The 12974-nt window shown below is 43.6% G+C and carries 13 protein-coding genes; 3 read left to right on the top strand and 10 right to left on the bottom strand.

The features are described from left to right. Nucleotides 1-35 precede the first annotated feature (35 nt). From ACOJRU_RS00325 to ACOJRU_RS00315, 3 genes are read right to left on the bottom strand one after another with little or no spacing between them, the layout of a single operon-like run. Nucleotides 36-2492, bottom strand: a complete 2457-nt coding sequence (locus ACOJRU_RS00325) for a putative bifunctional diguanylate cyclase/phosphodiesterase (RefSeq protein WP_421133082.1) — start codon at nucleotides 2490-2492, stop codon at nucleotides 36-38. Nucleotides 2493-2501: 9 nt separating this feature from the next. Further along, the gene (locus ACOJRU_RS00320) at nucleotides 2502-3695 is read right to left on the bottom strand and encodes a hypothetical protein (protein WP_421133081.1); all 1194 of its coding nucleotides are present in this window, start codon (nucleotides 3693-3695) and stop codon (nucleotides 2502-2504) included. Then, nucleotides 3692-4165 carry a hypothetical protein gene (locus tag ACOJRU_RS00315; RefSeq protein ID WP_421133080.1) on the bottom strand — a complete coding sequence of 158 codons (474 nt, stop codon included), beginning with the start codon at nucleotides 4163-4165 and terminating at the stop codon, nucleotides 3692-3694. The genes ACOJRU_RS00320 and ACOJRU_RS00315 overlap by 4 nt, the downstream gene beginning before the upstream one ends. 659 nt (nucleotides 4166-4824) lie before the next feature. Between ACOJRU_RS00315 and ACOJRU_RS00310 the strand changes: the two genes are divergently transcribed. Continuing rightward, a complete protein-coding gene (locus ACOJRU_RS00310) occupies nucleotides 4825-5571 on the top strand; it encodes a 3-deoxy-D-manno-octulosonic acid kinase (protein ID WP_421133079.1) in 747 nt (248 codons plus the stop codon). Nucleotides 5572-5627: 56 nt separating this feature from the next. Next, complete coding sequence (gene coaD, locus ACOJRU_RS00305) at nucleotides 5628-6116, top strand: pantetheine-phosphate adenylyltransferase (RefSeq protein ID WP_421133078.1); 489 nt, start codon at nucleotides 5628-5630, stop codon at nucleotides 6114-6116. 60 nt (nucleotides 6117-6176) lie between these two features. Here the strand turns inward: coaD and mutM are convergent, their stop codons facing one another. From mutM to rpmB, 4 genes are all read right to left on the bottom strand, one after another. Continuing rightward, nucleotides 6177-6986, bottom strand: coding sequence for a bifunctional DNA-formamidopyrimidine glycosylase/DNA-(apurinic or apyrimidinic site) lyase (gene mutM / locus ACOJRU_RS00300; protein ID WP_421133077.1), 810 nt, complete (start codon nucleotides 6984-6986; stop codon nucleotides 6177-6179). Between the two features lie 42 nt (nucleotides 6987-7028). Next, nucleotides 7029-7523 (bottom strand): hypothetical protein, encoded by a 495-nt coding sequence (locus ACOJRU_RS00295; RefSeq protein WP_421133076.1) that lies wholly within the window; start codon nucleotides 7521-7523, stop codon nucleotides 7029-7031. A gap of 129 nt (nucleotides 7524-7652) precedes the next feature. Then, the gene (rpmG, locus tag ACOJRU_RS00290) at nucleotides 7653-7808 is read right to left on the bottom strand and encodes a 50S ribosomal protein L33 (protein WP_013786148.1); all 156 of its coding nucleotides are present in this window, start codon (nucleotides 7806-7808) and stop codon (nucleotides 7653-7655) included. An 11-nt stretch (nucleotides 7809-7819) separates the two neighbouring features. Further along, nucleotides 7820-8056, bottom strand: coding sequence for a 50S ribosomal protein L28 (rpmB, locus tag ACOJRU_RS00285; RefSeq protein ID WP_421133075.1), 237 nt, complete (start codon nucleotides 8054-8056; stop codon nucleotides 7820-7822). 663 nt (nucleotides 8057-8719) lie between these two features. Between rpmB and ACOJRU_RS00280 the strand changes: the two genes are divergently transcribed. Continuing rightward, nucleotides 8720-9115, top strand: a complete 396-nt coding sequence (locus ACOJRU_RS00280; RefSeq protein WP_421133074.1) for an adenylyltransferase/cytidyltransferase family protein — start codon at nucleotides 8720-8722, stop codon at nucleotides 9113-9115. A 248-nt stretch (nucleotides 9116-9363) separates the two neighbouring features. On the opposite strand, the gene ACOJRU_RS00275 is transcribed toward ACOJRU_RS00280, so the two are convergent. Genes ACOJRU_RS00275 through ACOJRU_RS00265 form a run of 3 tightly spaced genes read right to left on the bottom strand, consistent with a single transcriptional unit; the run spans nucleotide 9364 to nucleotide 12883 of the window. After that, on the bottom strand, nucleotides 9364-11466 hold the full coding sequence (locus tag ACOJRU_RS00275; RefSeq protein ID WP_421133073.1) for a YjbH domain-containing protein: 2103 nt from the start codon (nucleotides 11464-11466) through the stop codon (nucleotides 9364-9366). Further along, complete coding sequence (locus ACOJRU_RS00270) at nucleotides 11463-12197, bottom strand: capsule biosynthesis GfcC family protein (RefSeq protein WP_421133072.1); 735 nt, start codon at nucleotides 12195-12197, stop codon at nucleotides 11463-11465. Before ACOJRU_RS00270 ends, ACOJRU_RS00275 begins: the two co-directional genes overlap by 4 nt. Then, nucleotides 12194-12883, bottom strand: coding sequence for a YjbF family lipoprotein (locus ACOJRU_RS00265; protein WP_421133071.1), 690 nt, complete (start codon nucleotides 12881-12883; stop codon nucleotides 12194-12196). The genes ACOJRU_RS00270 and ACOJRU_RS00265 overlap by 4 nt, the downstream gene beginning before the upstream one ends. Nucleotides 12884-12974: the final 91 nt, after the last annotated feature.

Below are 12974 nucleotides of genomic sequence, written 5' to 3'. Positions count from 1 at the left end.
GATGCGTGTAAATAATTACGCACACTTGTGGTGTTTTACGTATCAATAGGGTGTTCGGTGCAGTCCCACAAGCCATTTTTTACTTTGTCATTAAGCGTCGACCATAAGTCGGTTTCTGGAATAGGACGGCTTATTAAATAGCCTTGAGCAATATGACACTCAAAATGTTTAAGTAGGTCATACTGATCTATTGTCTCTATACCTTCGGCAATTACCGTGAGCCCCATATTGCTCACCATGTTAATGGTAGAGTAAACAATGTTTTTATCATCTGCACTATGCACGATATTGCCGACAAAAGAACGATCAATCTTGATGAAGTCCACAGGCAACGATTTTAAGTAACTTAACGAAGAATAACCGGTACCAAAATCGTCGATAGCTATCATGCAGCCCATATCCTGTATGATCTTCATGATAGACGTTGCTCGAATGATGTCAGACACCAGTACTGTCTCGGTAAGCTCTAAACACAGCTGTGATGGCGATAGATTGTTATCTTTTATCTGCTGAGAAAGAAATTCAGGCAAGTTAGGGTCAAGAAACTGTGCTGCAGAAAGATTAATGGCAATCTTGCAGTAAGTATAACCATTAATGCTAAGTTCACGGGCAAGCTGTGCAGACTTTGAAATAACCCAATAGTCTAGCTCTAACATAAACGCGGTATTCTCTAAATGCGGTATAAACTCTGCGGGCGAGATAAACCCTTTTGTTGGGTGATACCAGCGCAATAATGCTTCAAACCCTATTAGCTGGTTTGAAGTCATATCAACTTGTGGCTGTAACGATAGGCTGAATTGGTTTTCTCTTAGCGCTACGCGCGCCTCGGCCTCAAGTTCAACCTTTTCCATGACCTTAAGGTTCATGGTGGCATCGTAAATTCTAAAGCCGGCGCCTTTTTTGGCTTTTGCTTCATACATGGCAATGTCGGCATGGCGCAGTAAATCTATTGGCGTAGCACGGGCATGCTGCGTAATCGCCACGCCGATACTGATTGAGATGTAAAATTGATAACCATCTACATCGAAAGGCTGCACAAACTCATCAACCAACTTTTTCGCGACAAGTTCTACCTGCAGTTTACTTTCAATATCAGACAGCAATACCACAAATTCATCCCCCCCAAACCGCGACGCAATGTCAGTCTCGCGAATAGGTTTGGAAATTCGCATGGCGGCGGCTTTTAAAAGCTTGTCTCCCACATTATGACCGTGACTGTCATTCACTTTCTTGAAGTCATCTAAATCCATGAACATGAGGGCAACAAGCCTGTCATCTCTCGCCGAATGTGCTAATTGCTTTTCAATTTGGAACGTAAGCATATTGCGGTTGGGTAGGCCGGTGAGCACATCAAACATTGCCATTTTTTCGAGCTTTGCAGTATTGATGGCCATTTGCCCATCAAAATCTTCAAGTTGCTTTGCAAGATGGTTTGCCGCCTCTTCTACCACATCAAGTTCGTCGGTAAGCCTAAACAGGGGAACCTTATTTTTTTTCAACGCTGCCGTGTAATAGTCCTTAAACTTATGATCGGCAAGCATGGGTAAGCGCTCACTCACTCCAATTAGCCTTGCCCGATATTGGTTCAGAAACAAATGCAGCAGTAATGCAAAAATTAAAAACAGTGCCGCTGCGGTAGCCACAACCAAGGTTTCATACTGCTCTTTTTGCGTAATTAACGCAGAAATATCCTGCACAATAAGTAGGTACGGCTGATCACCTCCACTGTGCGAAAATGGCAGCAAGCTTACCAATAACTTTTGACCCTCTAAGATAATTTTTTCTCCCCGAGAAATAAGGGGATCAACACTCGACGCGGCAGGCAATGCAGCAATAACGTTATTTAGATAAAGCCTATTAGCGGGCGAGAGCTGGCTGGCCAAAGATAACGATAATCCTTGGTTGGTTTGCGCTTGTTTCACCATGGCTACGTTGCGCGCATCGCTCGAACGATTAAATAAGTACAACAGTTCACGCATTGAGGTAGAAAGTACGACGACAGGGATAACCTCATCGTTCGTCATTATTGGTATGGATATATAATGCGTACACACCACGTCGCAGGTAAGAAGGGAACGACTTTCTAATGAGGTCTGCGTATTTTTGACCAGCTTCGTAACAATACTATTAGTTGGTCTAGAACTGGTTCCCACTAATCCGCCGTCGTCAAATACCCATATAGACTCAACTTGAAAATTAAGTGCGAGGTACTCTTGTGTTCGCCTAAGCGCTTGATAAAACGAGCCCACGTCTTGATTGGCCTGCACTTCCGATTGACTGAATACGTCAATCCACATCACCATGCGATTATGTAAAACCTCTTCAAAAAGCTGCACTCGGCGCTGATTAGTCACTTGGCTTTCTTGCTGTTGCAATACCAAATTGGCTTCTGATTCATTAATTAACACAGTGGAAATAACCACAGTCACTGTCAGCATCATGGCCAACAAGATAACAATCATTTTTGTGGTTACTGACATTTGAACGCGCATGCCGTTTCCCTAGAACCAATACATGAGTTGTAGTGACCACATCTGCCAATACTTTTCAGTATGCGACTGAATATCTGGGTTTAACAAGCTCACTGCCCGCGTTCCCCCTTCAACCCAATGATGTTCTGCCTGCAGCCTTAACGTTGGTGCAATATCCCATCTTCCCCCTATTGCCACAGAATCCATATAGCCAAAATAGGCGGGGATTGCACCATTAGACTCACGCTCAAGCTGCGTTCCATTTCGATCATCCTTATCATAGACGTACGTGTCATAGCTGATTAAGCCACTAATTTTATTATTGAAAAGGTAACGGAACTGTACAAACCCACCTAGCCCAACCCGCGCATCTTTGAATGTAGGGGTAAATAGCCCTTTATTACGTTGCTCTTCACGAAGCACTTCACTGGATAGCTCCCAATACTCACTAAAGTACTGTAACGACAACATAAGTCGCCTTACATTGGCACCCCCTTGAAAGCGAGTATCTACCTGAGCAGGTGTATACGTGAAGTCTGAATCTAACCAGCTTAACCCTGCTTTCCACTGCATTGATGCGGGTTGCCAAAACACACTCGCTTGATGAACAAAGTCTTGTTTTACATCACCTTGGGCATCGTCGCCTAACAAAAAGGCACGCTGACTATCATTAATATTCGAACGCCCGTAGCTCCAATTGATTTCCCATATATCATCGTCACCATAATGTTTAAAACTGGTTTGTATACCGTTACTGCCAAGGGCCACATCTCTGAAACCATCGAAATAAACAGACTGAGGTAATACTGCAACATCACGGGTTTGGGGTACATCCCGGGTAACCGAGTAAAGCCAGTGACGGTTTTTAAACCGGCCAAGGTGAATTTGCGCCTGCCAACCGGCTAAATCAGGGATAGTCCAGTCGACAAAAAGATAGTCAATACGCGTACCTCGCTCGAACCTATTGCCACCATCAAGGTAATTAATTTGTCCAGCCACAGACAGGGTATTAGACAACTGATAGTGCCCGTTCACGCCTATTTCGGTGAGCTCTGCGGTAATCGCGTTATCTGAGGTAATAAAATTACTGTCGATAGACTGCGTTATGCCTTGCGCAACGTAGCCATGCCACGAGAAATTTTTAGAATCTTGTGCATAACTCAACCCTGAAAATAAAAGCGCACACACACCGGCAATGTTGATATAACGTGTTGTTATGCTCATTGTTCTTTAACCTCAATCCGTTTGAACTTGCCTATCATCCCTTTTTGGATATAGCCAATGGCCCCATCGGTGTTCTCTATTGCGTCAATTAACATATCTTGCGAGGCGACGCGCGTTGGCGTTACCCCCTGCCCCGAATAGGTAATGCGAGTCCAAAGCCTAGATAATTGATAGGGAAACATTTGTAGCTGCTCTCGACAAAAAGCAGTGTGCAGCTCGGCACCATCTTCTAATACGAAAACGTTGATTTTTTTACCGTTGTCCCAGTATTGACGATGACCGGTAAATATTTTGCGCAATTCTGCTTGCGAAAGGCTTGTAACATACACACTATCGTTTACCACTACATCGGTATGCTGAGCGTATACGCTTCCAACATATGCAAAGAGAGAAACCAAAGTGATACACAAGTAAACGGCTAACGAATGTGCCGACTTCCTTAACAGCCTCACCATTGAGGGCGTTGTCATATAAAAAACTCTCCCTGCTTAGCATTCTTAGTTGCCTAGTTTAGTGTAGATAACTCCCGTCATTTTCCCAAACTTTCAGTATTAAGTTAGCTTAGCACTTCCTTTATTTTGGTGATTACCGCGTCTTCGGGTGATTTTTCCATAAGTGAAGCCCCTTTTGCTGATAAGCCCTAAGGGTGGTCTTTCCATGACTGTTCACGTTGTTTCTTGATGCATTCATCATTATCTGACGCTGCAACGTTTACATTATTAAATGCCCTCTTACTTCGAGGGTTTGAATGCCTATAAAAACCGATGGCCGGCGTGATACCCGGTGCAATCGATGGCCTGCATGAAAAATAACATCGGCAGCATTACTACCACGCTTTTGAGATCCGCTGCAAAATATCACAATTTTTCCTTTACTGGGTAGATACTTAGCAATACCTGCGTATTATTCTAACAACTAAATTGTGGTTGCATTGCTTCGTGTGAGTTTTATCACCCCGCCGTTTTAGAAGCAGGCTCGTCAAGCATATCGGCAACACCTATAAAACCTTCAACCTAATCTGCATATTTAATGGATGCTATCCATCATCAGTAGCCGACGGACGTATTAAACAAAAGTTTTTTCCCGCAGATGCGCTCTCTTTGCTGAAAAACTAAATTAAATCGTTAGAATGGCATATTTACCATTAGTTGTGGGTAGCATGACGACAATAAGACGAGACATCGGTGCGGGACACCACTTTCTGTTCGATGACGCGCATGTTAGCGAACCGACAACAGACCTGTTTAGCCATGACTACTGGCAATATCAGAACAAAATAACAGGTAAAGCAAAAGGACGTGGTACAACCATCTTCATCGAACATGACATGAGTCGATGGGTACTTCGTCATTTTCGACGGGGTGGCTTAGTTGGGAAACTGCTTGAAGACCAATACGTGTTTACCGGCGTCGATAACTCTCGCCCCTTCGAAGAGTTTTCATTGCTGTGCTTTATGCGCGAGGAAGGGTTGCGCGTGCCCATACCGGTGGCAGCTTATATACACCGCAGGGGCTTTATTTATCGAGGAGACTTGATAACCCAAGCAATACCCAATAGCCAAGATTTACACCACGTGCTTACGCGTGAAGCATTATCATCGCAAGACTGGCAAAACGTTGGAAAAGCACTTGCCGACATGCATCGTTGTCAGGTGTATCATCATGATGCGAATATAAGAAATATCATGATGGATGATGCCCGCGATATTTGGCTAATTGATTTTGACAGATGCCGTAAACGTCAGGGTGATGGCTGGAAAACAGAAAACCTTGATAGGCTTTTACGCTCGTTACGCAAAGAAAAAGCCAAGAATGAACAGTTTTATTGGCAGGAAAGTGATTGGCAGTGCTGTATGAAAGGCTATAACGGAAATTAATTTGGCAGCATTTGGTCTGTCGCGACGGTTTAACTAACGAAGAAGATGTAGACACTATGCATACTAGAGCGCTTTACCCCGGTACGTTCGACCCTATTACTAATGGTCACGCCGACCTTATAGAACGCGCATCAAAATTATTCTCACATGTTGTGGTAGCAATCGCTTCAAACCCAAGCAAAAAGCCGCTTTTTTCGTTGGAAGAACGCGTTGAGATGATTAAAAAAGTGACCGAGCATTTATCAAATGTTGACGTAGTTGGCTTTACTGGCCTACTTGCTGATTTTGCTGATCAACAAAATGCGACCATTTTGATCCGCGGGCTACGTGCCGTTTCAGATTTTGAATACGAGTTTCAACTTGCCAATATGAATCGCCGTTTAAATGGAAAATTAGAAAGTGTGTTTTTAACGCCCGCTGAAGAAAACTCATTTATTTCTTCTACATTGGTTAAAGAAGTTGCCTTGCATAGAGGTAAAGTGGGTGAGTTTTGCCACCCTTTTGTAGAGCAAGCCCTCAAAGACCGACTTCACGCTACGCGGTAATGCATTGTGATGGGCATCTTCTGCCCATCCGCTTACCCCTTTTCGCGCACTATGCTCGCACTAACGCTGACACTGTTTACAAAAAAACGTATTGCGCTGCCCAATAACTTTACTTTGAATCTCGGTGGCACATACCTCGCACGGCTCACCTTTTCTTCCATACACGTTTAGGTGTTGTGCAAAGTAGCCTGGATTACCGTCGGTTTGTGCAAAGTCTTTTAGTGTCGTTCCGCCTTGCTCGATGGCTTTGGCCAGCACCTGCTTTATGGTGCCAGTTAGGGCTTTATAACGAGCCTTGCTTATATTGCCGGCCTGACGTCGAGGGTCTATTCCTGCTAAAAACAGCGCTTCGTTGGCATAGATGTTTCCAACACCAACGACAACAGCATTATCCATAATGAAGTTTTTAACCGCGCTTTGTTTGCCTCGTGAGAGTGAATATAAGCGTTCATCGTCAAATGCGTCTGTAAGAGGCTCTGGGCCCAAATGAGACATCATCTTTAATATGTCACCCGTTTCCTGCCAAAGAACAGCACCGAAGCGCCTAGGGTCGTTAAAACGCAAGCATTTGCCAGTGTCCATAACAATATCGACGTGATCGTGTTTAACAACAGGCGTCGTCGCATCAATTACTCGTAGCTTACCAGACATCCCTAAATGCAAAATGATGGTCCCGACGTCGGTATCGAGCAGTAAATATTTCGCTCGCCGCCTTATCGCGGTAATTACCTGACCTTCAGCGTGCTGTACTTCCTCGGGGATAGGCCAACGCATACGCCGTTCGCGAATAATAATATGACTAATCTTATTGTTAAGCAGGTGAGGAGTAACCCCCAAACGACTTACTTCAACTTCTGGTAACTCAGGCATTTTTTACTCCAAAACCTCTATGCTCACATCTCAGTACGCACTTCATAGTGTTTGGTTGCCTTTATCAGACGGTTCAACCAACCAAGGAAGCAACGCTGTAATGGTCGCGTTATTCAGCGTATACCATGTATTATTGGTTTTTACAGTAATGGGATTAGTTTGGGGATAAAAAGCAAAAACAAGGCCATTAGGCTCCCCTGCCAACCACGCCACTACAATGTAAGGTTCGGTATGTTGTAGCGCGTTATCGGGTAATGTCGTTTGCTGTAAGCTAGCGTTTTGCCACGCATCGAACTGCGCGTTAGGCGATATATCAAGCGGCGACACCGAAGACACCTGCCGCCATTGTTGGCCGCTGCGTTCAAGCTTATTGTTGTCGTGCTCAATTTTAAGCACATAAGCAGATGTGGGCAATAAAGGCCTACTATCGGGTTGCTTCGGCTTAGGAAGAAAGCTGTCTATATTAAAAAGCGCTATCATAATGAGCATAGCGATAATAACGACGTTATTCATTGCTCGTTGAGAAAGTCTAGCCACCTGCGCACCCTATTGTTTTTTAGCTATAGTACCTTCAACTATAGAACCTGCAACTCCCTCAAACGCAAAAAACCCGGCATGGGCCGGGTTTTCGTGGAGACAAAAGCAAGTGCTCTTTCTAAAAGGGCTTTACTTGATTTTTGCCTCTTTGAACATAACGTGCTTACGCACAACAGGATCAAACTTTTTGATCTCCATTTTGCCAGGCATGTTACGCTTGTTCTTATCAGTGGTGTAGAAAAAACCTGTGCCAGCTGAAGAAACTAATTTAATTTTATCACGCATTGTCGGCTTCCTTAGATTTTCTCACCACGGGCACGAACGTCAGCTAATACTGAGTCAATACCTTTCTTATCGATGATACGCATGCCTTTTGCAGACAAACGTAGTTTAACAAAACGGTTTTCGCTCTCAACCCAAAAACGGTGAGTTTGAAGGTTTGGCAAAAAGCGACGACGAGTCGCATTTCTTGCGTGTGAACGGTTATTACCAACCGTTGGACGCTTACCTGTTACTTGACATACTCTTGACATTGTATTTGTCTCCAGAACAACGATAACTGTCGCGTCAGTCAATCCCAGCGCTCAAACTGTCGTTGGGTCAAATGACGTATTACTATAAATTAGAGGGCGCATTTTATACAGCAAACACAGACTTATTTCAATAAGAAAGTAAAAAAAGCGCAATATTTATCGCCTAATCGGTGCATATTACTGTATATCCATATTTAAACCATAAAAAAATGCACTTTTGTTGAAAAGAGCTCTCAACGTCCGTTTTCAACATTGTGTCACCATGCGATGCGTTCTTTTATCAGCAAAACGCCTATTTCGCCTTAAAATTTGAGTCAATCGGCATAGATTACAATTATTTTTCACCTTTTTTTGTCAACCGCAATGTAAGACTAAAAAGTCGTGTTTAGCGTGAAAATAAGCCACTATTATTTGCGTTATTCATGCAAATGCCCGACATAAAACACGCTATTTAAGCTAATACTGGGGTTTGTTTTTTAGGCATCCTGCAACATTGCATTGATTCTAAGGCAGGGTGAAATATGCTAATAATGTACGCGGCTTAGCATTAGTTATCGCTAATTTGCGCTTATAAAAGCAAATTAGTAAACGCTACGGCACGGTTATATCGGGGAAAAGACAGACGCATTCCCCCTATTTAACTCAACATAACTAGGTGAAAATTTGCGCAAAATTATTACTTTTGGCACGTTTGATATACTTCATATTGGTCATATACGTATTCTTAAACGTGCACGTGCGCTTGGCGATCACCTCACTGTGGGGATATCGTCTGACGAACTTAATTTTAGTAAAAAAGGGCGCAATCCCATTTATCCCTATACCAGTCGAGAGGAGTTACTTACCTCTATGCGCTTCGTTGACGACGCATTTATGGAAGAGTCCCTTGAGAAGAAGCGTGATTACATAAGACAGTATAACGCTGACGTGCTAGTGATGGGAGACGACTGGCAAGGCAAATTTGACGAATTTAAAGATTGTTGTGAGGTAGTGTATTTACCCCGTACGCCTTCCATCTCTACCACTGAAATTATCGAAATTATAAAAGAGAAAAATTAGTGTGGTTCTTGTCATACTTTCTCTATCAATGATTTTTAAGATAATTAAGCCACCTTCCGTTTAACTGGGGCGTTTTTGCGTCTAGGAAGGCCCGCGTTAACGTTTAATAGCGCTCGGTCTTATCTGTGTACATTCAACGTAACATAGGCTGACGCGTTACAGGGTGCGCTTAGAGATACGTTAAGCAATGCCTAAGCGTTAAGTATCCAAAGGCTTTAAAAACAAAAAAGGAGCTTTCGCTCCTTTTTTTAATCGTAAAACGGTGATCGTATCTCGGTCACGTCAATTAAGCGCACTGGTCGCCTAAGTAACTGCCCACCATCACGAGAGATAGGTACCCAAGGGAATAACCCTCGCCCTTTGGTGGGGGTAAGTAAAAACAAATCGGTAGGGATGGAGATATAGAAGCCCTTAGTGAAACTGCCTTCACCATACTCTTCCGCCGACACATCAGTAAAGGCTGCATAAGCTCCTACCACAATGCCGCTATCGAAGCGTTTTGCAAAGTCTACATTCACACCCTTGTCTTTTGCCAAGAACTGCCCTGCACTTACCGTCAGCTGTGTTCCTTTTAAAAACTCCGGTTTCCAATACACGCTGGCGTGGCCGGTTATGGCTTCATAGTCGATGGTAGCTAATTGGCTATAAGGGTCACGTTGCTTCACGTAGTTAATATCAATGCCGTAAGAAATATTACTGTCTACTGGGCGGTATAATATCTCACCACCTACACCAGCAAACATCGTTTCTAAATAGCCACCATATACTTGCCCAAAGACATTTTCACTGATGCTATCTTTGTAGTGAAGGAAGGCTGTGTCCAGACCAATCGGGTTTTCTGACACATACTCACGGACACGGGTTCGAACGCGTGGCAATGTTGTTTCTTCACCATCTACCAAGAAATTAAATTTGTCGAAGTTATCGAATAACGTAACCCGGGCACTGCCCATTAAAGCAAGTTTGCGATTGAACGCATAACCACTGCTTAATACCAAACCGGTCTGGAACAGATAGAAGTCTTCTGGGTTACCGAACGACTGAGACCAGAAAAGATCGGCGCTATAGAAAAGGCCTGAATCATTTTCAGGGTCATAAGCATTAATAACCTCTTCAGAGGGCGCTTTACGTTCATACGTATCGGTAATATCAGTATCGATACCTTCGTATCTGGCAGCGGCAATAAACGCTTCGGCATCAACTTCAGTATCCACCATCGGTAAGCCACCTCGGTTATCGATGATATGGTATGTTTTAACCGAGTCTGGAAGTTCAGCCGCAACTTCACGGCCAATGCGCTCTATTGCTTCATCATGGTCTCGATAAGACACTTGCGTGCCGTAAAATGTTGCTTCATCGTCTTTTATTTCAGCGTCTGATAACAAAAAGCCCGATGTTGTATACAGCTTGTTGTATAGGCGCGACTTATTCACGTCATCAATCGTGTCTGGAGCGTTACGTGCCATGATAGAACGCGGCTCGTTATCAACTTTTATTTGGCTTATCGTATTCATATTAAAACGATAACTGACGCCAAAGCCTATGGTGTTACCGCGTTGGTAATTAAGGCTAAAGTCGAGGTTATTCCAGCGATAAACAGCCCCCACATTCCAGCGAGAATCTTGTTGTAGTTCACCCGCCCTGTCTCTTGAGTAGTCATTACCCTCAAGTTCTACCTTAAGTGTTAACGGCTCCCAAGGCGTTTGGTACTCAATACCACCAAACACGGCCATTGTGCCTTTGAAAAACTGGTCGTAATCGACTTTGCCGCCACGTCCAGAGAACCCGGTAGGACGACTACAAAAGCTCTCTCTTATTTCACAAAATGGATTGGTAATATCATCGGCATTACCTAAATATCCCCAGCCAAGGCCTAGGTGTATATCAAAAGGGCCAACTGATTTACTGGCATTGATATATTCGCTTTCAAAAAAACCCGTACCACCGAAATCTCTAAACCCTACAGAGATATCAGGCATGTAATAACTTTCTTTCCATAGCCTGAATTTTACATCTAACCCTTTGTCTTTTAGCGTTTGATCGCCGCTAAATGAAGCAACATCACTATAAAGGCGTGTTCTTACGTCGGTATAACGCGCGGTTGCTTGCATCCAATCAAACAGCTGTAAGTTAACAGAGAAAAAGCGGTATTCCCCGTTATCGGTGTAGTTAATTGAAAAATCACCTTCTTCACCCATGCGAGCGGTAGGCGTTTGGATAAGCCCGCTGCCCCCTTGCACCATTTGTGATGACTTTACTTTTAATTCGGTATCGGCAAAAGCTGATGATGTAAATACGCTACCAACAGCGATGGCAATAGCGGCTTTATTAAAGAGTGATTGAGCGCTCATTGAGGGAGGATCCTATGTACTGCTAGCGCGGCAATGCGCGCATTCAACGTATCCAATGTTGAATCGAATAACCCGGTAGATAACGGGGCAACAATATGGCTACCTGGCATAAGTTGTGTAAAATCAATATTCCAATATGCAATACCACGCGTAGATACCGTACCGTCTGGTGCAACAACATACACAAAACTGTTATCTGCATTAGGCGTCGATTTCACGCCGCTATGTAACGTAAATAAAGAGGTATTACTTTTGTGCTCATACGCGCCAGGTTTGGTTACCACACCAGAAAAATGAACCACGTTAGGTCGGCCACTTAAACGTATTAAATAACGGCCTTCTTGAAACATGGGGTTGTCAGCGAAGATTAGCCGTGCTCGATTATACGATACCGGCATTATCTTACGAGTGGCCACCGTCCAATCGCTTATTTGGGTGTAAAGCGACTCGAGTGTGTTATGCATATCGGCATCATCGCGATATACGCCCAGTAGCTTACGTAAGTGTGATAACACAGCCTCTTTTTCTCTTTCTGCGGTACTGTCGGTCAAATCATAGACCGCAGAAGTCGGCCAGTACCATTGGCCATTGTTTTCAACAATTGATAATACGTTACTTAATCTAATGGGTTGTTCAAACTCATATGCCGTCGTATTGATAATGACCGTTACTTTTGCACAAACAGGAAGACTGAAAACTAGACTAAAAAATAATGTGGTTAAAAACTTCATTGCGCGCCCTCTGGTTTATTCATAAGACGAACAATACGGCTTAAATACACCATGTCATATACATCACCTTTCGGGTTAAACTTTTGCGATGTGGCTAGCAGCTGTTTTGTAGAGGCATGCAGATAATATGTATTTTCCCAAGATAAGCCAATTTCAATATAGGGTGTAGTACTGGGAAACGTAACCTGTTCTTTTACTGCCAGCATAGGGATAGCGTACCCCATATACTCGCGTGTTTCCTCGCCGGTAATGCGCCATGTAGACTTTACGCCAAGGCCATAACCAACATTCTCGACATCCACCTTGCGCCCCCATTGAAACGCCAGTGTATCGTCGCTGCCAAGGGGGTTATTCTGAAGGTTGCCGGTGTAATGCAAGTCGCTATCAAGGCCTTCAGTCTGCACGATAACCCCATGTTGCATGGTGAAAACAATGTTGTCTCCTGATATCCAGCGGTATTTTTCACCGTCGATAAAGGCGAGGGCAAGCACAGCAAGATCGCGCTCACCGGCCTTAATTTGCATTACGTCGGCCTTGCTAGCTGCAACTTCTGCTTCTGACAATTCGACTGAACGCCCTTTAAAAGCAATATTAATAGTATTGAAATAGGCTTGAGTGGTTGTAGAACAACCAGACACGGTAAGGCTAAGCGAGCAAACTAAAGCCAGTAAAAAATGTAGTTTCATGTGAATGCATCGATGGTTGAAGCGTTATTGAAAAATAGGAGATAAAAATAAAAAAGCCGCTAATAAAAGCGGCTTTTTTGAATAAGCTTTA

The organism is Alteromonas algae, from assembly GCF_049117195.1.
Taxonomy (GTDB): Bacteria; Pseudomonadota; Gammaproteobacteria; order Enterobacterales; family Alteromonadaceae; genus Alteromonas.
This window is presented reverse-complemented; position numbering and strand designations above follow the sequence as displayed.